A 19232-nucleotide genomic window follows, 5' to 3' on the forward strand; every position below is an offset into this window, starting at 1 on the left:
ACTGGACAAGCCCATGCGCTCGACCCATGCCCAAAATGCCGGCATCGCCCGGCCCGATCCCGGATCGATCTTCCAGCCCCTGCGCCGGCTCGGCCTGAATGCGCAACAGGCCTACGCCCTGAGCGGCGTGGCGGTGCTGCTGGCGCTCTGGGCCGCGGGAACCCATTTCCTGGCGGGCGGCCTGCCCCTGGCGGCCTCGCTTGCGCCGGGCGCCACTTTCCAGAGCCTGTACGAGCTGGTGAGCACCGGCCAGCTCACCAGCCATACGGCGATGAGCCTGCAGCGCGTGCTGGTGGGGCTGGCCCTGGCGCTGCTCATCGGCGTGCCGGTGGGGCTGGCGGTGGGCGGATCCCGGACGCTGGAGAACGCCAGCGGCACGGCCTTCCAGTTCCTGCGCATGATTTCCCCCCTGTCCTGGATGCCCATCGCCGTCATGGTCTTCGGCATCGGCGACGCGCCCATTTATTTCCTGCTGACCTTCGCCGCCGTCTGGCCCATCATGCTGAACACAGCCGCCGGCGTGCGCCAGTTGGATCCGAAATGGCTGATGCTGGCCAAGAGCCTGAGCGCCACGCGCCGCGAGGTCCTGTTCCGCATCGTCGTGCCCGGCATCCTGGGCAATGTGCTGACCGGCGTGCGGCTGGCCATCGGCATAATATGGATCGTGCTCGTTCCCTGCGAGATGCTGGGCGTGAGTTCCGGGCTGGGCTACTACATACTCGACACCCGCGACCGCTTGGCCTATTCCGAGCTCATGGCCGTGATCGTCCTGATCGGCGCCCTGGGCTTCCTGCTGGACGGGCTGGCGCAGCGCGCCTACCGCCACTGGTCGCGCGGCGCCCGTTAAAGCGCCGGACCGCGGCTGCGGTCCGGGCGGCCGCCTCAGAACTTCATCTGGAAGGTCACGACCACATTGCGGCCGGTGGCCGGCAGTTCCTCCATGGACGCCCGATAGCCCTTGTCCAGGATGTTGTTGAAGTGAACCGCGACCTGCTGCCTGTTTTCCTTGCCGCGGGCGGCGCCCAAGGCAAGATTCAAAGTGCCCCAGCCGGGCAGGCGCCGCGTGGTCGCCACGCCGTCCGACGCCACCGTCTGCCGCGACTGCGTGGAGGCCCGGGTGAACAGATCCGCCCAGACGTCCACGCCGGACAGCGTATTGTCATAGCGCAGGCCGATCCGCCCCGTCAACGCCGGCGTATCGCTGTCGTATGTCGACAGCGACCCGAGCTTGAGCTTGCGCCTCGTCCACGCGCCCGATACATAAGGCGTGAACGATGTGCCGGGTATCGCATATTCGGCGGCCAGCTCCAGGCCATGGGTGTCGGCGCCGTCGGCGTTCACATAGATATAGCCGCCCGGATCGGTCGCGGCCTGGCACGCGGCATTGCCCGCGCAAGGCTGGGTGGTGATGTAGTTCTTGGCGCGCATGTAGTAGGCGGTGGCGTCCAGCGTCAGCCCGCCCAGGCTGTAGCGCGCGCCGATCTCGATGTTGCGCGATGTTTCGGGAGACAGATTGGGATTGCCGTAGGTGAGCGTCCCTCGGCCCGCCGATGTGTCCGTGAACATCTGCAGCAGGGTGGGCGTAATGTAGCCTTCCGAGTACAGGGCGCGCAGCGTCGTATTGCTCACTCCGGTATAGGTCAGCCCCAGCGACTTCACCAGCTTGCCCGTGTCGCCGCCCTGCCCCGCGCGCGCCGGATCGCTGGTTTCGCTCAGGCTCGCCTTGACATGGTAATACCGCAGCCCGCCGATCAGCTTGAGATCCTTGGCCAGCGACCATTCGTCCTGCAGGAAGGCGGACATCGTACGGATCGACGCGCGGTCCTGCCGCAAGGAACTGACGGCCGACGGCGGCCTTGGGCCGATCGCCGTGCGGGTTTCGGACGTCTTCGCCGTATCCAGGTCGTCCATCAGGTAATGCACGCCGGCAATGGTGTAATGGGACGGGTGCAATTGCAGGTCGACCTGCGCGGTGCCGCCGTAATTGATGTTGCGATCGTCCGACGTCGACGTGACGCCGACATTGATCATCGGAGTGGGCCGCATGGCGACGCGGTTGGCGAACAAGCGGTCGACCGTCTGGTAGTAGGCATCGACATGCACCTTGCGCACGATCGGGCTCAGGTCCTCGCCGGTGTAGTAGAGGCCGACCTTGGTCAGGTCGCGCTTGGGCAGCTCGATGCTGAAATCCGTGACGGGGTATTCATATGAAGACGGGTCCGTCCAGCTGTCCGTATCCAGCCGGTGCTGGTTGGCCTTGAGGGCAAGATAGTGGTTGCGCTTTTCGCCCAGGGTATAGCCCAGATGCAGCGCCACGTCGCGGTTGCGGTAGGCGGACCCTTCCAGCCTGCCGCTGGCGCTATAAGGCCCTTCCGGAACCTTGCGGTCGCCGTGCCGATCGCCGCTGGCCGACACCCGATAGTCAAAATCCCCCAGGGTGCCCGAGACGGCGCTCCATCCCTGCCTGCCGCTGGAGCCCGAATACCACGCGCCGCCCACTTCCAGTTCGATGGGCTTGGACGCGCCCCGCCGCGTGATGATGTTGATCACGCCGCCTATCGCCTTGGCGCCGTACAGCACCGAGGCCGGGCCGCGCACGACTTCGATGCGCTCGACGTTGGCCGGGTCGACGAGGATGGGCGTGCCATAGGTGCTGTGGTCGGTGATTTCCTGCCCGTCCACGAGGATGGTGACCCGCTGCGAAGATTCGCCCCGTATGCGGATGCGCTTCATGCCCGGCGCCGAGGCATCGATCAGCGTCACGCCCGGCACGTCGCGCAGCAACTCGGCGATGCTTTCAGGCGCCTGCTGCTCGATCTGATTCCGGTCGATGACGGACACCGACGCCGGATTGTCCTGGATGGAGGTGGCCGTGCGTGTCCCCGCGACCGTAATGGTATCCAGCCATGAGGCCCGCCCCGACGCGGCCTCGCCCGTCCTGCCGGTGTTTTCAGCCGCCTCGACGGAGGCGGACGCCAGGCAGGAGGCCGCCAACGCCAGTGCCGCTGTGGCCAGAGTTGTATTGTTCATGAGTAGTTCCCGTACTAGCCGGCCGCGGCCCCATGCCGCGCCCCGTACAGGAAGCGAATGCCGTCCTCCTTGGCGTCATTGCGCTTTCGCCAGCAGCTTCTGGGCGGAAGTGGCGCAATACGCCGGCTCGCCGCCATCCGGCCGGCATGCCTGGCCGGGAGCCATCCATTGGACGCTCGCCCGCCGCTCGCCGATGCGGATCAGATAGCTCTGACGCTCCTTGCCTTGCGCGTCGCCGTGCACGAACGGTTCGAACCGCGCTTCGGACTCCCGGCACAGGATGCGCTCGATCCGTGTCCCGCCCTTTTCCAGGATGGCGCGCACGGCGGTCGCGCGCCGCTCGCAGTCCGCCATGGTGGGCGTATTGACGAAAGCGGCCGAAAGCTGGCCGCCGTCCGCAAAAGTGAGGACGAGCATCAGGATACCGATATTCATGGCTGGATTAAAAATTAATACAAGTCATAATGATAATAATTCTTTTTTAAATTTTATTGATGAAAATCAAGAAAAGATTTTATGTAGGCGAACCGCTATGCCGGCCTAGCGCCCATCTGTCGGCCGCGGGTCGGGCGGCAGCAGCAAGACGATCGCCGCCGTGCAGACCGCGATGCCCGCCATGCCCAGGAACAGCGAAGCAAAGCTGGACGCCTTGACGACGGGGCCCAGCAGCCACACCGCCAAGGAACTGACCCCGAAAGACACGGCCAGGCGCATGCCCGCCACGCGCGAACGCACGCTGTCGTCCACGTACTTGACGATCATGGCGTCCGTGAAAGGGATGCTGCCGAAGATGCACACCATGGCGCCGAGCAGCGCGAAGAAGAGCCACCAGCCATTGGCCATGGCGGCCAGCACCAGCCAGGGTACCTGGGCCAGCACCATGCACAGGTACAAGCGCTTGAGCGGGATCTTGTCGATCAGGTGGCCCACCACCACCTGGGTCAGCGACGCCAGCGTATAGATCACGGCCAAGAGCAGCCCGATCAGCGCGGGGTCGTGGACCAGGCCGTCGAAACGCTCCGTCAGGAACTGGGTGTTGCCGTTGGTGGTGAAGTTGAACAACAGGCTGCCCGTGATGGCCGCCGCGGTCATGACGAGCAAGGCGCGAGCCAGCTGGCCCGGCGGCAGCACCACCTGGGGCGGCTTGCGGCTGCGCCCGGGCGCCGGCCCTTGGGATTCGCACAGCAGCGCGAATGCGACGCCGCAGCCCAGCGAGATCAGCCCGGGCACGGCGAAAGCGGCGCGCCAGCCCCACCACTGCACCAGCAAGCCCGTGAGCAGCGCCGCGCCGGCCACGCCCAGATTGCCGGCCAGGCCGTTGATGCCGATCACCGCGCCGGGCCGGCTGGCCCGCTGGACCAGCATGGGGATGCCCACCGGATGGTAAATGGATGCGAAGATGCCGATGGACGCCAGCCCGCCCGCAAGCTGCCAGGGCCCTTGCGCCAGCGACGTGAGCAGCGCCGCCGCCCCCAGCCCGAAGAAGAAGACCAGCATCATCTGCCGCCGGCCCCATAGATCGCCCAGCCGGCCCGAAGGGACCGACCCGATGCCGAACAGGAAGAAAGCGCCTACGCTGTAAGGCATCAAGTCTTCCCAGCGGGCGAAGCCGAATTCGTCGGCGATGGCCCCCACGGCCGTGGCGAAGATGAGCAGGAACAGGTGGTCGAGCGCATGGCCGACGTTGAGCAGCAGCGCCACCTGGCGGGGGTGGTCTTTGACCACGGCGGATTCGAGATCCGCCGGCGAGGACGTTTTCGTATTCATGCCGATAGTCTGACTGATATAGAATGAGTCGTCTTTCGAGGTTTTTCAACAGACTATCGCGAAATGGACACTCTGATCCTGCAGGCCGGCCCGCATGCGATTTCGCCTGTCGTCCTGCCCGACGCCGACGCGGGGCCCATGCTGGTCGCCCGCCGGCGTTCCTTTCCCGCCGGCGCGCGCATCGACGCGCACCAGCACGTACGCGGCCAGTTCCTGTTCGCCGCGGCCGGCACCATGCTCGTGCGCACCCCGGGCCATGCCTGGCTGGTCCCTCCCAGCCGCGCCCTGTGGATACCCGCCGGCACGGAACACGCCATCGACGCATACGGCGGCCTCGACATGCGCACGCTCTACCTGAACGCCGCCAGCGCCGAAACACTGCCGCGAGGCTGCGTGGTGCTGGAGGTCACGGCGCTGCTGCGCGAACTGATCATGCGCATGACCTCCCCCGAATCCCTGGACGGAACGGAAGCCATCGCGCTGATCGGCCGCCTGGCGGTGCTTGAGATCGGCCGCCTGCAAAGCTGCGCGCTCCAACTGCCCATGCCGGCCAGCCCCGACCTGCTCGGCCTGTGCGAACGGGTGCTGAAGAACCCGGCCCGCGTCGACGGCGAACCGGTCTCGGCAAGCTCGCGCAGCCTGTACCGGCGTTTCCGCGCCGAGACCGGGCTCAGCTATGTGCAATGGCGCAAGCAAGCCTGCCTGCTCCATGCGGTACGCCTGCTCGGTGCAGGCCAACCGGTCACCCAGGTCGCCCTGGACCTGGGCTACGAAAGCCCGAGCGCATTCTCGACGATGTTCCGCCGCAGCCTGGGCGTCACGCCGCGCGCGTTCTCGCCGCGGCACACCAAGACATAGCGAAGGCCCTCATGGACGACACGACAAACACTTTCAATCGGCTTCGTCCGCGATTGCAGAAGATCGCTTACCGGATGCTGGGCGCGGTCGCCGAAGCGGAAGACGTCGTGCAGGATGCCTGGCTGCGCTGGCATGCGGCGCAGCCAGATGTCGACAATGCCGAAGCATGGCTCGTCTCGGTGACGACCCGCCTGTCCATTGACCGGCTGCGCGCCGCCAAGATCCAGCGGGAATACTATTCAGGAATCTGGCTGCCGGAGCCCCAGATGACCGAGCCGCCGGCAACGCCCGAACAGATCAACGAACGTGCCGACGATGTATCGATGGCCTTCCTGATACTGCTCGAAAGCCTTACACCCGAAGCCCGCGCCGCCTTCCTTCTGCATGAAGTCTTCGATGTCGACTATGGTCGGATCGCCGATACGCTGGGCAAGACCCAGGCGGCATGCCGGCAGCTCGTAAGCCGAGCAAAAGCGCAACTGCGCGACGATCGCCCGCGATTTACCGTGCCCCGCGCGACGCATCATCGTCTGATGCAGACCTTTGCCCAGGTCCTTGAACGCGGCGACCTTGCCGGAATCCATGCGCTGCTTGCCGAAGACGCCATGCTGATGGGCGACGGCGGAGGCCGGGTCAGCAGCTTTCCCAAGCCCATGGTGGGCGGCAGGCGCATCGCGCAACTCTTCTTTGCCGCAACGCGGCGCTACAAAGACGAACTGCACATCGAACTGGCCGCCCTCAATGGACAGTGGGCTCTGCTGCGCTTCATCCAGGGCCGGCTGGAATCCGCGCAGCTTTTCGAACTGGACGGCGAGCGCATTGCCCGCATCTACGTTCAGCGCAACCCCGACAAGCTGGCCCGCATCGCAGCGGCCTATTCGGACCGCCAGGCCTATTGAAGCCCTGGCATGCTGCGCTTTCCTCCTTTGGTGCGCATCGGGCAACAGTCTGTACCCATCTGCATGCCTACCCCCGTGCCGCATTCGTCCCTACCATGGCGACATAGGGCTTTCCGCCGCTATCGTCACCCGGACAAGAGTGCCGTCTTACCATCGACAGGAGCAACCATGACCCAACGCATCAACTATATTCAGCAATCGCCGGAATTATTCAAGAAGTTCCTCGAATTCAGCAATGCCCTGAAGAACAGCGCCATAGAGGAAGCCATCCGCGACCTGGTTTCGATCCGCGCCTCGCAGCTCAATGGCTGCGGCTTCTGCCTCGACATGCACGTAAAAGAAGCGCATATTCACGGCGAACGTCCCTTGCGCCTGTATCATGTGGCGACCTGGCGCGAATCGACGCTTTTCTCTCCGCGCGAACGCGCAGCCCTGGCGTGGACCGAGGTCCTGACCAAGCTTCCCGACCACGGGGTGCCCGACGAAATCTATGAACGGGTGCTTACCCAATTCAATGAAAAAGAGCTGTCCGACCTGACCTTCGCGGTGATGGTCATCAATGGGTGGAACCGCGCAAACGTCGCATTCAGGACGGTGCCCGGATCCGCCGACAAGGCCTTCGGCCTGGACAAGGCGAATCTCGCTTGACCGTTCCGGCCAGGCGGTCTGGACTGCCTTAACAGGAAAATAACGCAGCAGCGTCACAAACCGTGGTCCCCATACGTCTAGTCGAGTATGGATACCACGACACACTTCCCGGCGCCGAAAGATCGCGGGCGCCACTCCGCCGTCGGCGTCGCTGACCCGCTCGCCGGCAGCTTCATCACCAGCTACGCAGGCGTCATCGCCTTTCTGGCCGTCGCCGACGAGGGCAGTTTTTCACGGGCGAGCGATCGTCTGGGCATCGGCCGCTCCGCGGTCAGCCGTAGCGTCCAGAAGCTCGAGGCGCAGCTGGATGCCCGCCTGTTCCATCGGACGACCCGAAGCACGGCGCTGACACGCGAAGGCGAGCTGTTCTACCGGAACTGCCAGCCCGGGGTGGCGCGCATCGTCCAAGCGCTGGAAGACTTGCGTGAACTGCGCGACGGCCCGCCACGCGGCCACCTACGCATCCATTCGAACCCGGGCTTCGGCCGCAAGGTGATCGCTCCGCTGCTGCATGGCTTTCATGCACTGTACCCCGACATCACTCTTGAACTCCTGCTGGACGATCGTCCCGCAGACTTCACGGTGGACCGCATCGATGTGTCATTCCGGGACGGCCGCATGGAAGACTCCGATATCGTGGCGCGGCAATTGATACCGATGCAGATGATCACCTGCGCCTCGCCTGCCTACGCGGAAGCCAAGGGCCTGCCGCGCCGTGTCGATGAACTGGCCGGCCATCGCTGCATCAACTATCGCACCGCTACGGGCCGGATCCGGGAATGGGAATTCAAGATCGACGGTTACGCCAAGCGTCATCTGCCGCCCGCCCAGCATACGTTCAACGACTTGGATCTGATCCTGCAGGCGGTGTTGCATGGTCAAGGCATTGCCCAGCTTCCCGCATACCTGGTGTGTGAACTGGTCAAGAGCCGCAAGCTGACCGTATGCCTGGCCCAGCATGCGCCCGACGACGGCGGCCACTATCTTTGCTACTTGAGCCGCAAGCAGCTTCCCGCGCGGATCCGCGTGTTCATCGATCATGTGACCGAACAGGCGCGTTCATTGGACCTGCAGTGCCTGACCACTCTGGCGACCACACCCTCGACCTGAGGTTCGCCTGATTGGTGCGCTTGATGCAACACCATGGGTCCGCCGCCGATCCTACCGGTAGGCAAGGCGCAGTCCTAAAATTTTTTCACGCAGCTCAATTCAAGAGAACCCCATGAAAATCGTCGTCATCGGAGGCACCGGCCTCATCGGCAGCAAAGTAGTCGGCAAACTGGAAGCGCTGGGCCATCGCGTCGTTGCCGCTGCGCCGGCAGCAGGGATCAACACCATCACCGGAGAAGGGCTGGCCGAAGCCATGTCGGGCGCCCACACCGTTGTCGACCTTGCCAACTCCCCTTCGTTCGCTGTCCAGGAAGTCCTTGAGTTCTTCGAGACCTCCGGCCGCAATCTGTTCGCCGCCGAGATCGCCGCAGGCGTGCGCCACCATATCGCGCTATCTGTCGTCGGCGCCGAACTCGGCAACGACACCCTGATTCCGGGCGACAAGCCCTGGCTCGGCACCGTGAACTTCGATACCTGGATCGCCCAGTCGCAGCCATCCAGATAAGCACACCCGGCAGCACAACATGGTCTCCCTGAAACCGCCTCCCTTATCCCTGCTGGACAAGTATCGCGGGCGCGACACGCAAACGCTGTACTCGGCCACCGTCGTCGTGACGGGCGGCGATGCCGGCCACGGAAGGGCGTCGGGCATCGCACGGTCGGATGACGGCAACCTGTGCGTCCACCTACGGTTGCCCGAAGCGCTTGGCGGACCGGGTGGAGGCACCAACCCGGAACAACTCTTCGCCGCCGGATACGCCGCCTGCTTCCATGGAGCGCTCAGCCTGCTCGCGGCGCGGATGGGCATTCCGATTCCAGGCAGCTCGGTGCAAGTGAAGATCGAATTCAGCCGCGACCCCATGGACGGCCTGTTCGCGCTGGCCGCATACACGAGCATCTTTTTGCCCGGCGTTGAACGGTCCATTGCCGAAGAACTGGTCCGCAACACCGAGCGCTTCTGCCCCTACGCCAAGATGGCGCGGCAAGGTATCACGAACATCGTCGCGCTCGCCCCGTGGGAGGATACGGACAACCGGTAGCCGGTATCGCAGCAATTCAACCATCATCAACCTTATTCCGAACAGCACAATGATTCGATTCAAGAACGAAGTCGTATTGGTGACCGGCGGCGGTGCCGGCATCGGCTTATCGACCGCAGTGAAATTTGCCGGTCAGGGCGCCCGCGTAATCATTACCGGGCGCAAGCAGGAAACACTGAAGCAGGCAGCGCGCTCCGCATCAGGAATTGACTACATCGTGGCGGACGCAGGCAAGCCCTCCGATGCCGCGCACACCATCGAAGAGACCATCCGCCGATACGGGCGTCTGGACGTGCTGGTCAACAATGCGGGCGCCGGCGCGATCCTGCCCTTGTCCCAGGCCGGCGTTGCTCAAATCAGCGAAATATTCGCCGTAAACGTGTTCGGACCATCATTGCTTGCAACCGCCGCCCTTCCCCATCTGAAGCAGTCCGCAGGCAGCATCATCAACGTATCGAGCACCTTTGGACACAAGGCGGCCGAGGCCCTGTCGCATTACGCAGCCAGCAAGGCCGCGCTGGAGCACATGACCCGATGCTGGGCGCTTGAATTGGCACGCGACGGCATACGCGTGAACGCCGTCGCTGCCGGTCCGACGGACACCGAGTTCCTGTCCCAAAGAATGAAGCTATCGACGGAACAGGTGGAGAGCGTCAAGGCAAGCGAGCGCGCACGAATTCCGCTCGGCAGACGCGGCCTGCCCGCCGACGTGGCCAGCTGGATCGTTACGCTGGCGTCGCCGGAGGCGGCATGGGTCACAGGACAGGTTTTTACGGTCGACGGCGGGCTGAGCGTGAGCTGACCGGACAAGGTTTTCTTGATGTATCTTAAGAAAAGATTAAGCAGAACGTAAAAATTTTCAGCTTGTCACGCCCTGGCGCTTCCCACATCATCTGGTCACTTACTTGGAGGATCTGATGGTGAAAATAATATCCAATACGGGCGGATTCGGCGCCGACGTCGTGGATTGCCCGCCGGGGCTGGTGGTGTCGGAAGATGAACTCGAGCAGATAACGCGTGCCTGGACCAGGCACTCCGTGTTGTGCTTCCGGGGGGTGGACATGACGCCGGAAGAACATGTGAACTTCAGCCGTCGGCTCGGCGATCTGCACATCATGAGGCCGCTCAAGTTCAACCTCGATGGCTACCCCGAAGTTTTCGTCGTATCCAACGCGAGCAAGGCCGATCCGTCCAAACCTGTGACGGGCAATGCCGAAGGCGATGCGGGGCTTCGTCGGGCCGGTGAAGGGTTTCATACCGACGGCGAAGACAAGGCCATTCCGAACGGCGGCTCCTTCCTCTATGCCAGGCAAGTGCCTCCCGAGCGCGGCGACACGCTCTTTGTGGATATGTACAGCGTCTATGAGGCATTGCCCAGCGGGATCAAGGAGCTCATTGCGGGCCGCCGTGCCCGTTACAGCCGTATCGATTTGCATGCGACCCATTACCCGCTGATGGCGCCGCTTACCGAGGAAGAAAAACGCGAGCGTCCGGATGTCTACCATCCCTTGACACGACAGCACCCGGTCAGTGGGCGCACGTCGCTCTATATCGGGCGCTGGGCATGCGATATCGAAGGCTTGCCCGTCGATGAGAGCAAAAAACTGATCACCTTTCTCCAGGATTTCGCCAAGCAGCCGCAGTTCATTTACACCCACAAATGGGCGCCCGGCGACGCAGTGCTATGGGACAACCGCTGCACACAACACTGCGCCACCGGCTTTGATGACGCAAAGTACGTCAGGACGATGCACAGAACCACACTGGAAGGCGAGCTGCCGATCATGGCTCGCTCCAGCGCCGGTATAAACGCAGCGGTGTTCAATGAATATTCGGTTTCTTGAAACGGCACTGTGGCTGGCCAAGCTTAAAAGCATCAAGGCCACAGCCGAAAAGCTTTGCCTGACACAGGCCGCCGTATCAAGCCGGATTTCCAATCTTGAACAGGACCTGGGCGTCTGCCTGTTTGTGCGCGGGGGCGATGGCTTTGAGCCGACCTCCGCCGGCGTGACGTTCCTCGAGCATGCGGAGCGAATCGTGGACGCTCATCAGTCTTTGCGCGCCTCTATGCGCGATCCGAGCAAGCTGGTAGGGTCTTTGAGAATCGGCATGACCAGCACGCTGATTCCGACGATCTTGCCCGGACTTGTCGACACGCTGCGGCGGGACTATCCGAGCATCTCAATCAGCCTGAAGACGGAGCTGACCGAGAAGCTGCTCAAGGAACTTGAGATCGGCCGAGTCGATCTTGTCCTGGGCGCCGACAGCGAAGCGGTACACGAGCGGTTCGAGATCGTGCCGCTGTGTGCTTTTTCGATGACGTTCGTGGCGAGCCCCAGGCTGAGGCTGGAGTTCACTGATGCAGCGCTTCCCGAGGAGCTTGCCCAGTATCCCATCATCGGTTATCCGCCGGGAACCCGTTCGCAGCTTCGCATAGACCACTATTTCGAGAACTGCGGCGTACGCCCGCAGATCATCCATGTGTCGAATGCGGTCCCCACGAATCTGCAACTCGCCACGTCCGGCCTCGGCATCGCAGTCGTTCCCGAAGCCATCGTGCAGCGGGAGATCGCATCCGGCGAGCTGGTTCCCATCAAGTTGAAACGGCCCTTCGTGTCCGTCAACTACCAGGCTGTGTTCCTGCGCGACCAAGGCCAGGGCCTGGCAAGGGCGGTTGCCGCCTTGGCTCGCGGCGTTGCGAGCGACTACTGCGAATCGGTCGGCAAAAGAATTGCCTGGCAATAGAGGAGAAAAAATTAGTGAAAATTTCCGTCATTCAAATGAATTCCGTCTCGGATAAAGCGGCGAATCTCGCAAAAGCCGAGAGGCTGACGCGCAGCGCCGTGACGCAGGACTCCCCCGACATGATCGTGTTTCCCGAACACTTCGATTGGGCGGGCGGCAGTACGCAAGAGAAGGTCGCGGCAGGCGAGCCCGAGGCCGATGGCCCCGCATACAGGTTTTGCGCGCGCATGGCGGCCGAATACGGCATCTATGTCCATTCGGGCAGCTTCTACGAGAAGGTTCCCGGTCAGGAGCGCGTATTCAACACGACGGTCGTGTTCGATCCCCACGGCAAAGAGCTTGGGCGGTATCGGAAGATACACATGTTCGACATATTCACGCCCGATGGACTGCGCTACGGTGAATCCGATGCGGTGGCGGCGGGCTCCGAGGTCTGCACCGCCGACGTGGGCGACTTCCGCCTCGGCCTGGCCATATGCTACGACCTCCGATTTCCCGAGCTCTTTCAACAGCTCGTTGACCGGGGCGCCAACGTCATCATGCTGCCCGCGGCATTCACCCTGCAGACAGGCAAAGATCACTGGGAGGTGCTGTGTCGGGCTCGCGCCATCGAGACGCAAAGCTACGTCGTGGCCTGCGGCTCGCACGGACCGTTCAGGCAGAACGGCGAGACGCGATACACCTACGGGCATTCGCTGATCGTGGACCCATGGGGCCATGTCATCGCCAAGTGTTCCGACGGCGACGGCTTCGCCACCGCTCGCCTGGATATCCAGCTGATCGATAAAGTCCGCAAGGAAATTCCCCTCGCCAAACAAAAGGTGCTTCAGTGAAAAAATTCATCCTGGAACCCATGCCGGCCGCCCTGGAAGCAAAGTACGTCGACATGCTGTCGGCGGTGCAGACGGCCACCGTCGGCCACTTCCGCCACTGGGGGTTCATGGCTCCCGACATCAAGCCGATCAATCATACGCGCAAGATCATCGGCACCGCAGTGACCTTGTCGCTGCCCGGCCAGGACTCCACCCTGCTGCATCACGCCCTGACGCTGCTGCGCCCGGGCGATGTATTGGTCATCGACCGCCTGGGCGATCAAAAGCATGCCTGCCTGGGCGGCGGCGTGGCGCTCGGCGCTGTGCTGGCAGGCGCTGTAGGCGCCATTGTGGACGGCATGTGCACAGACCCCTCGGAGCTCGAGGAACTGGACTTCCCGGTCTGGGCCCGGGGCGTATCGCCCATCACCACCCGAATCTACAACATCGGCGGGCAACTGAACAAACCCGTGGCATGCGGCGGCGCCGTCGTCTGCCCGGGCGACATCATCCTGGCTGATGAAAACGGCGTACTTGCCATTCCCCGGGCCGAAGTCGCCGAAGTGTCCGAGATGGCGCTGGAAAAACAAGCCCGTGGCGACAAGAACGGCGAGCGGATGCGGGGCGGCGAACGGCTCGGCAACCTGTCCGGTGCGAGCAAGCATGTCCTTGAAGCAGCATAACAAATAGAACGATTGGAGAATTCCTTATGAAACTACGCAAAGCCCTCGCCGCTGGATTGACCTTCGGCTGTCTGGCGTTAACCACAACGTTCGCCCACGCGGCATGGCCCGAGCGCCCGATCAAGATCGTGGTGCCATTTCCGCCTGGCAATTCTTCCGACGTTTCAATGCGCTTGTTGGCGGAACTGCTCTCGCCGCGTCTGGGTCAGCCCGTCGTTGTCGAAAACAAAGTCGGTGCCGGCGGCACCATCGGCACGGGCTTTGCAGCCAAACAGCCGCCCGATGGCTATACCTTGGCCATGGGCTCGACGGGTCCGCTGTCAATCGGTCCAACATTGCGCCCGGAGACGATGACCTATGATCCCCTGGCCGATCTGGAACCCATAGCCGCGATTGCCTGGGCTCCGCAAGTGATGGTGGTCCGTCCCGATGAGCCCTTCGATACGGTGGCGGGCCTTATCAAGCACACCAAAGAACAAGGGCAGGGTCTTCGTTATGGCTCTTCCGGAGTGGGAACAACGCCGCACCTGGTCATCTCCAAATTTCTGCACGACGCGGGCATTTCGGGAATGCATATCCCGTACAAAGGCGGGATGCAAAGCCTTACGGACCTGATCGGCGGGCAAGTGGACTTCATGTCCGACAACGTTCCGGTGTTCGCCTCCGCCCTGCAGGGCAAACGCGTCAAGCCCATCGGCGTCACATCCGCCGAGCGTATTCCGAGCTTGCCCGAAGTACCGACCCTTGCCGAACAAGGCATCAAGGACTTCAGCATGCAGGGCTGGATTCTTTTGGTGGCACCCGCCGGCGTGCCCGACGAAGCCAAGCACCGCCTTGAAAAAGAAGTTGCGGCAGTCATGCAGGAAAAGGAAATGCGCGAGCGCTTACTGGGCTTCGGCTTGGTGCCGATGAACATGCAGCAGGCACAGATTCCCGCGTTCTTGAAAGACGAGGCACGCAAGTGGAAGGAAGTTGTCGAGCTTTCCGGGGCGAACAAAAACTGACGATGCGTTAGCCGGGAAATCAAGCTCATCAGCGCTACGTTCCTCAGTGAATAGGGATATCGTCTGCAAACGTCAGATAGCCATATTGACGGAAAATACGCAGGCTGAGCTTGATCTGGCGATTTGGTCCCCATAGTGCTCGTTGCTGCGATCGCCGGCGACACCTCGAATTATGCGCTGGGCATCGTGCTGCTACCGCTGCTGCCTACCCGCGGTAGGCGGGATCCTCGACCCAGACCCCGTCGCCGTCCTCGAACAGGATTTGGCAGCATAGATACAGCGCCTGCTGTATACCGCTGGTAATGACGACTTGGTCGGGGCTGCAACGCACCGATCGCGAACGGCGCACGTAATCGGCCACGGCTTCCCGCAGCACGCGCACACCTTGCGGCTCGCCGTAGCCCGCCGGCGCGACTTGCGCGAGCGCAACGACGCGAGCCGATGGAGATAGCGGCTGCGCAACGGCGGCGCGCCTTTCCCGGCTGCTTTCCCCTTGAGACGGAGCAGCCAGCGAATTCGCTACCCGGGTTCCCACCCTATGTTGCGTTTCCAGGACGCCCTCCGCCAGCAGCTGTTCGAACGCTTCGATGACCGTGCCCCGCGCGATGTCCAGCGATTGCGCCAGAACCCGCGAAGAGGGCAAGGGATCGCTCGGCAGCAGGTCGCCCTTGCGCACCGCCTCGCGCAGCGCATGGGCAAGCTGGCGGCCAAGCCGGCCGCTGGACCTGTCCAGCGCGCCGATCGACGGAATGTCCACTACCCTGGGCTTGCGTGCCATTCTGGTTTAAGTAAATTGCTCGATTCTGGCTCTACATGATAAGCCAGATAACAAGGATAATTGCACGAACCCATTCCCCCGAGCCCACCGCCACGGAGCCTTTCCCATGTACGTTCCCCAACACTTCGATGAACCACGCACCGATGTGCTTCACGATCTGATCGCCAAACACCCCTTTGGAATGCTCGTCACGCATGGCGAAGCCGGACTGGATGCCAATCACTTGCCATTCGAGCTCGATCCCGCCGGTGGAAAGCACGGAATACTGCATTGCCACGTGGCCCGGAACAATCCCGTATGGCAAGACCTTGGCAATGGCGATGAGGTATTGGTGGTGTTCCGCGCAGGCGATGCCTATGTTTCTCCGCAGTGGTATCCCAGCAAGCACGAATTCCATAAACAGGTCCCCACCTGGAATTACATTGTGGCGCATGCCCATGGCCGGGTAACGATCCGCGACGACGAGCGCTATGTGCGCGGCGTGGTCGCGCGCCTGACCCGGGCGCATGAAGCGTCCCAGCCCATACCCTGGAAGATGACGGATGCGCCAAAAGACTACACCGACATGATGCTCAAAGCGATCGTGGGAATCGAGATACAAATCACCAAGCTGGTGGGCAAAGCCAAGCTGAGCCAAAATAAAGAGATCCGGGACATCCAGGGAGCGGGCACGGCCCTGGTCGCCAAAGGCGAGCGCTTGATCGGCGAAGCGATGCTCGCCGCGGCCGCCGCCAAGGCCGAATGAACCGAATGGCGCCAAGAGTCGTCCGGCAGGAATCGGCCGTCCGGACAACCGCGCATTGAGACGGCGCCATTAGCGCCTGAGACGCCGGCATTACGGATTTTGCAGCCGCGCCGCCTAAGATCTGCTCCACAAGGGTTTCCACAACGAGGAGAACGACATGACAGCACTGAAACGCATCCTGCCCGCCATTGTGCTGGGCACCGCCGCCGCGGTCGCCACGGCCCCGGCGGCATCGGCGGACCGGCCCCGCGCGCGCGACCTGGGCATACCCTTCGTCGGCGCGCCCGGCCCCAACAACGCGATCACCGACGTCAAAGGCGTAACCGTCGGCTATTCGACCATCATCGAGGGCGATGGCAAACTGGAAGTGGGCAAAGGTCCCGTCCGCACCGGGGTCACCGCCATCATGCCACGCGGCAAAACCTACGATCCCGTCTTCGCGGGCTGGTATTCCCTGAACGGCAACGGCGAGATGACCGGCACCACCTGGGTCGAGGAAAGCGGCTTCCTGGAAGGGCCGGTGCTCATCACCAACACCCACAGCGTCGGCGTGGTGCGGGACGCCGCCATCTCCTGGCTGGCCGACCACGACCTGGTCGGCCCCAGGCTGTTCAAGGACCTCTATTTTTCGCTGCCCGTGGTGGCCGAGACCTATGACGGCGTCCTTAACGACATCAACGGCATGCATGTAAAGAAACAGCATGTCTATGCAGCCCTGGACAGCGCCGCATCAGGTCCGGTCGCCGAAGGCAACGTGGGCGGCGGAACCGGCATGCTCCTGTTCGGCTACAAAGGCGGAACCGGCACCGCGTCCAGGCAACTGCCCGACGACAAAGGCGGCTACACGGTCGGCGTGCTGGCGCAGGGCAATTTCGGCACGCCCCAAGGCCTGCTGATCAGCGGCGTACCGGTCGGCACCGAACTCATCCCGGACGGCCTCACGGCATGGGACGCGAAACCACGGCCCGAAACCGGCTCCGTGATCGTCATCGTCGCCACCGACGCTCCCCTGCTGCCTCACCAGCTCAAGCGCCTGGCGCGCCGCGTGCCCATCGGCCTGGCCCGCACCGGCGGCTACGGCGGCAACGGCAGCGGCGAGATCTTCCTGGCGTTTTCGACCGCCAACCCGGGCGCCTTCAGCCGCCGCGAAAACGCTTCGGTTCAAATGGTGTCCAACGACACCATGGACCCGCTCTTCGAGGCAACCGCCCACGCGACGGAGGAAGCCGTCATCAACGCCATGATCGCCGCCGAAACCATGACGGGCCGCGACGGCCATAAATTCACGGCGATCCCGCACAACCGGCTCAAGGAAGTGATGAAGAAATACAACCGGCTTGCGAAAGAGTGAGCTCCGGGCGGATCCGCCGAACAGCGGCCAGAAGCGCAACTTCCAGGCCCATGTGATCTGCGGGCGGCCTGCCTTATTCCGCCCTGACGAACATGATGCCCTACGACCACGCGCGCAAGGACATCATCAAGGCATTGCGGTTCGTCGAGCCAGTGTCGAGCTTCCGGTCCGCCTTCACCTACCAGAACGCCTTTCATCTGGTCTTCGAGGACATCGTGGCCCGCCTGGCCGGTACCGAAAGCTGGGAGGCATTCCTGCGCGCCGAGCTGCTCGACCCGCTGGGCATGTCTTCCAGCAGCTACGACGCGCAATCCATGGATATAGGCACCAGCGTGGCGCTTGAACCATGGTCCGGAGACGTGTTCATTGCCAACGCCGAGCTGCCGGCCCACGGGGCCGGCCCCATTGCCGACGGGGCTTTCCCCGACGCATCCACACCGCGGGTTTAAGATGGTTTGCATCACACCTACAGGAGACCGCATCGTGGATTCCCCCATGTATCCCCATCCTAGCCCCGAACTGGCCAAGCGGCGCGCCGAACTCGCGCCCGAAGCACTGTCCGCCTTCAAGGCGTTCAGCAAAGCCGTATTCGCCCCCGGTGCGCTGGATGCGAAAACCAAGCAATTGATCGCCGTGGCCGTGGCCCACGTCACCCAATGCCCCTATTGCATCAAAGGCCACACCGAAGGCGCGGCCCGCGCGGGCGCGTCCGACAAGGAAATCATGGAAGCGATCTGGGTGGCCGCCGAAATGCGCGCAGGCGGCGCCTACGCCCATTCCGCCCTGGCCTTGCAGACGCTGCAAGGCCTGCATGGCGGCGAGGATTGATTATTGCGGCACGTGCTGCAAGAGCGCTCGCAGCAGCGCGTGGGCGACGACGCCTTGAAGATTTCCCGGCGTGAGAGCCGAGCTGTGCTTGCTGCTCATTGCCTGAACACCAAAGCCGGCCTGACGCCTACATGGCTTTACACGCGGCGGCCTATTCCGGAAATCTATAAGTATTCCTGAAAGAACTTTTTTCTCAGTTAATCGCTCCCATTGGAGCGATTAATGAAGAATTGGTATTATATAATATGATAACTCCCTTGAGACCTTGAAATGGCCACTAGAAGTCCATTGGGAGCATTTATGCCTCAACTACCCGTCCCTATACCCGTTGAGCGTGCTATCCGGAAACTCGGCAGCGATATTTCCCTGGCGCGCCGGCGCCGCCACATCTCCCAGGCGTCTCTGGCAGAGCGCATGGGCGCGTCCTTGTCCACTGTGCGTCGCATGGAAAAAGGCGACATGCGTATTCCCATCCACTTCTTCGCTCGCGCATTGCACGTCTTCGGTGAAATTCAGGCGCTTGAATATCTGCTCGATACGCCGAACGATGAAATCGGCCTCACGCTGATGGACGAGCGCTTGCCCAAGCGGGTATACAGCAGACACGGCGGTACATCGGGAGCCTTGTGATGGCCGCTGCTGCATCGATCCGCCAGCAGGTTCAGGTCTGCATCGGAAAGGCCGGCCTTCCACTGGGCTCACTCGTCTATGTCCGGCAGGGCCGGCGCGAGCACTGCGCCTTCACCTATGACAAGGCTTGGCTAACCAACCCGGCGCGCTTCAACGTATCGACCGACCTGCAACTGATGTCATCGGTCATCCAATAATCCCCAGTTGGGATCATTGAAAATTCCCCACCTGCTTTTCGGAGATAAAGCAGATGGATACTCAGATGAATTGGAACCAGCGCATCATGGCAGCTCATGCCAAGCCT

Annotated in this window: 21 protein-coding genes and 2 pseudogenes; 19 read left to right on the forward strand and 4 right to left on the reverse strand. The window is 62.7% G+C overall.

The features are described 5' to 3' along the window. The first annotated feature begins 13 nt into the window (after positions 1-13). Positions 14-847, forward strand: coding sequence for an ABC transporter permease (locus H0A72_RS09795; RefSeq protein ID WP_180154881.1), 834 nt, complete (start codon positions 14-16; stop codon positions 845-847). A 35-nt stretch (positions 848-882) separates the two neighbouring features. On the opposite strand, the gene H0A72_RS09800 is transcribed toward H0A72_RS09795, so the two are convergent. The 3 genes from H0A72_RS09800 to H0A72_RS09810 form a co-directional block, all read right to left on the reverse strand. Further along, entirely contained in the window at positions 883-3030 is a 2148-nt protein-coding gene (locus H0A72_RS09800) for a TonB-dependent receptor plug domain-containing protein (protein WP_180154882.1), read from the reverse strand. Positions 3031-3105: 75 nt separating this feature from the next. Then, positions 3106-3465 carry a hypothetical protein gene (locus H0A72_RS09805; RefSeq protein WP_180154883.1) on the reverse strand — a complete coding sequence of 120 codons (360 nt, stop codon included), beginning with the start codon at positions 3463-3465 and terminating at the stop codon, positions 3106-3108. Positions 3466-3570: 105 nt separating this feature from the next. Continuing rightward, the gene (locus H0A72_RS09810; RefSeq protein ID WP_180154884.1) at positions 3571-4797 is read right to left on the reverse strand and encodes an MFS transporter; all 1227 of its coding nucleotides are present in this window, start codon (positions 4795-4797) and stop codon (positions 3571-3573) included. 63 nt (positions 4798-4860) lie between these two features. On the opposite strand from H0A72_RS09810, the gene H0A72_RS09815 reads away from it, so the two are divergent. From H0A72_RS09815 to H0A72_RS09870, 12 genes and pseudogenes are all read left to right on the forward strand, one after another. Further along, positions 4861-5655, forward strand: a complete 795-nt coding sequence (locus H0A72_RS09815) for an AraC family transcriptional regulator (protein ID WP_180154885.1) — start codon at positions 4861-4863, stop codon at positions 5653-5655. A gap of 11 nt (positions 5656-5666) precedes the next feature. Beyond that, positions 5667-6554: an RNA polymerase sigma-70 factor gene (locus tag H0A72_RS09820; protein ID WP_180154886.1), complete on the forward strand. Its 888-nt coding sequence runs from the start codon at positions 5667-5669 to the stop codon at positions 6552-6554. Between the two features lie 168 nt (positions 6555-6722). Further along, positions 6723-7202, forward strand: coding sequence for a carboxymuconolactone decarboxylase family protein (locus H0A72_RS09825; RefSeq protein ID WP_180154887.1), 480 nt, complete (start codon positions 6723-6725; stop codon positions 7200-7202). 87 nt (positions 7203-7289) lie between these two features. After that, positions 7290-8312, forward strand: coding sequence for a LysR family transcriptional regulator (locus H0A72_RS09830; RefSeq protein WP_180154888.1), 1023 nt, complete (start codon positions 7290-7292; stop codon positions 8310-8312). Positions 8313-8424: 112 nt separating this feature from the next. Beyond that, positions 8425-8724: pseudogene (locus H0A72_RS09835) on the forward strand (SDR family oxidoreductase); the annotation flags it as partial. Positions 8725-8836: 112 nt separating this feature from the next. Further along, positions 8837-9352, forward strand: coding sequence for an Ohr family peroxiredoxin (locus H0A72_RS09840; RefSeq protein WP_180154889.1), 516 nt, complete (start codon positions 8837-8839; stop codon positions 9350-9352). 49 nt (positions 9353-9401) lie between these two features. Then, the gene (locus tag H0A72_RS09845) at positions 9402-10154 is read left to right on the forward strand and encodes an SDR family NAD(P)-dependent oxidoreductase (protein WP_180154890.1); all 753 of its coding nucleotides are present in this window, start codon (positions 9402-9404) and stop codon (positions 10152-10154) included. 115 nt (positions 10155-10269) lie between these two features. Then, positions 10270-11196: a TauD/TfdA dioxygenase family protein gene (locus H0A72_RS09850; protein ID WP_180154891.1), complete on the forward strand. Its 927-nt coding sequence runs from the start codon at positions 10270-10272 to the stop codon at positions 11194-11196. Then, positions 11177-12097: a LysR family transcriptional regulator gene (locus H0A72_RS09855; protein ID WP_180154892.1), complete on the forward strand. Its 921-nt coding sequence runs from the start codon at positions 11177-11179 to the stop codon at positions 12095-12097. The genes H0A72_RS09850 and H0A72_RS09855 overlap by 20 nt, the downstream gene beginning before the upstream one ends. Positions 12098-12111: 14 nt before the next feature. Further along, positions 12112-12930, forward strand: a complete 819-nt coding sequence (locus tag H0A72_RS09860) for a nitrilase-related carbon-nitrogen hydrolase (RefSeq protein ID WP_180154893.1) — start codon at positions 12112-12114, stop codon at positions 12928-12930. Continuing rightward, the gene (locus H0A72_RS09865; protein WP_343060166.1) at positions 12927-13592 is read left to right on the forward strand and encodes an RraA family protein; all 666 of its coding nucleotides are present in this window, start codon (positions 12927-12929) and stop codon (positions 13590-13592) included. The genes H0A72_RS09860 and H0A72_RS09865 overlap by 4 nt, the downstream gene beginning before the upstream one ends. Before the next feature lie 26 nt (positions 13593-13618). Continuing rightward, positions 13619-14596 carry a Bug family tripartite tricarboxylate transporter substrate binding protein gene (locus H0A72_RS09870; protein WP_180154894.1) on the forward strand — a complete coding sequence of 326 codons (978 nt, stop codon included), beginning with the start codon at positions 13619-13621 and terminating at the stop codon, positions 14594-14596. A 208-nt stretch (positions 14597-14804) separates the two neighbouring features. On the opposite strand, the pseudogene H0A72_RS09875 reads toward H0A72_RS09870, so the two are convergent. After that, a pseudogene (locus tag H0A72_RS09875) lies at positions 14805-15374 on the reverse strand (aminotransferase class I/II-fold pyridoxal phosphate-dependent enzyme); the annotation flags it as partial. A gap of 106 nt (positions 15375-15480) precedes the next feature. On the opposite strand from H0A72_RS09875, the gene H0A72_RS09880 reads away from it, so the two are divergent. The 6 genes from H0A72_RS09880 (at position 15481) to H0A72_RS09905 (ending at position 19125) form a co-directional block, all read left to right on the forward strand. Then, complete coding sequence (locus H0A72_RS09880; protein ID WP_180154896.1) at positions 15481-16119, forward strand: FMN-binding negative transcriptional regulator; 639 nt, start codon at positions 15481-15483, stop codon at positions 16117-16119. Between the two features lie 157 nt (positions 16120-16276). Next, positions 16277-17470, forward strand: coding sequence for a DmpA family aminopeptidase (locus tag H0A72_RS09885; protein WP_180154897.1), 1194 nt, complete (start codon positions 16277-16279; stop codon positions 17468-17470). A 68-nt stretch (positions 17471-17538) separates the two neighbouring features. Next, positions 17539-17919 carry a serine hydrolase gene (locus H0A72_RS09890; protein WP_281389279.1) on the forward strand — a complete coding sequence of 127 codons (381 nt, stop codon included), beginning with the start codon at positions 17539-17541 and terminating at the stop codon, positions 17917-17919. A gap of 31 nt (positions 17920-17950) precedes the next feature. Further along, on the forward strand, positions 17951-18298 hold the full coding sequence (locus H0A72_RS09895; protein WP_425502498.1) for a carboxymuconolactone decarboxylase family protein: 348 nt from the start codon (positions 17951-17953) through the stop codon (positions 18296-18298). A 300-nt stretch (positions 18299-18598) separates the two neighbouring features. Further along, entirely contained in the window at positions 18599-18928 is a 330-nt protein-coding gene (locus H0A72_RS09900; protein WP_180154900.1) for a helix-turn-helix domain-containing protein, read from the forward strand. Next, complete coding sequence (locus H0A72_RS09905) at positions 18928-19125, forward strand: hypothetical protein (protein WP_246436915.1); 198 nt, start codon at positions 18928-18930, stop codon at positions 19123-19125. The genes H0A72_RS09900 and H0A72_RS09905 overlap by 1 nt, the downstream gene beginning before the upstream one ends. Positions 19126-19232 lie beyond the last annotated feature (107 nt).

It is taken from the genome of Parapusillimonas granuli (assembly GCF_013416525.1).
In the GTDB taxonomy this organism is placed as follows: Bacteria; Pseudomonadota; Gammaproteobacteria; order Burkholderiales; family Burkholderiaceae_B; genus Parapusillimonas; species Parapusillimonas granuli.

Coding starts and splice junctions, on each gene's coding strand:
- H0A72_RS09840 (WP_180154889.1), top strand. CDS start 8,837: ATGGTCTCCCTGAAACCGCCTCCCTTATCCCTGCTGGACAAGTATCGC.
- H0A72_RS09855 (WP_180154892.1), top strand. CDS start 11,177: ATGAATATTCGGTTTCTTGAAACGGCACTGTGGCTGGCCAAGCTTAAA.
- H0A72_RS09815 (WP_180154885.1), top strand. CDS start 4,861: ATGGACACTCTGATCCTGCAGGCCGGCCCGCATGCGATTTCGCCTGTC.
- H0A72_RS09870 (WP_180154894.1), top strand. CDS start 13,619: ATGAAACTACGCAAAGCCCTCGCCGCTGGATTGACCTTCGGCTGTCTG.
- H0A72_RS09880 (WP_180154896.1), top strand. CDS start 15,481: ATGTACGTTCCCCAACACTTCGATGAACCACGCACCGATGTGCTTCAC.
- H0A72_RS09800 (WP_180154882.1), bottom strand. CDS start 3,030: ATGAACAATACAACTCTGGCCACAGCGGCACTGGCGTTGGCGGCCTCC.
- H0A72_RS09825 (WP_180154887.1), top strand. CDS start 6,723: ATGACCCAACGCATCAACTATATTCAGCAATCGCCGGAATTATTCAAG.
- H0A72_RS09810 (WP_180154884.1), bottom strand. CDS start 4,797: ATGAATACGAAAACGTCCTCGCCGGCGGATCTCGAATCCGCCGTGGTC.
- H0A72_RS09820 (WP_180154886.1), top strand. CDS start 5,667: ATGGACGACACGACAAACACTTTCAATCGGCTTCGTCCGCGATTGCAG.
- H0A72_RS09850 (WP_180154891.1), top strand. CDS start 10,270: ATGGTGAAAATAATATCCAATACGGGCGGATTCGGCGCCGACGTCGTG.
- H0A72_RS09845 (WP_180154890.1), top strand. CDS start 9,402: ATGATTCGATTCAAGAACGAAGTCGTATTGGTGACCGGCGGCGGTGCC.
- H0A72_RS09885 (WP_180154897.1), top strand. CDS start 16,277: ATGACAGCACTGAAACGCATCCTGCCCGCCATTGTGCTGGGCACCGCC.
- H0A72_RS09805 (WP_180154883.1), bottom strand. CDS start 3,465: ATGAATATCGGTATCCTGATGCTCGTCCTCACTTTTGCGGACGGCGGC.
- H0A72_RS09795 (WP_180154881.1), top strand. CDS start 14: ATGCGCTCGACCCATGCCCAAAATGCCGGCATCGCCCGGCCCGATCCC.
- H0A72_RS09905 (WP_246436915.1), top strand. CDS start 18,928: ATGGCCGCTGCTGCATCGATCCGCCAGCAGGTTCAGGTCTGCATCGGA.
- H0A72_RS09900 (WP_180154900.1), top strand. CDS start 18,599: ATGCCTCAACTACCCGTCCCTATACCCGTTGAGCGTGCTATCCGGAAA.
- H0A72_RS09830 (WP_180154888.1), top strand. CDS start 7,290: ATGGATACCACGACACACTTCCCGGCGCCGAAAGATCGCGGGCGCCAC.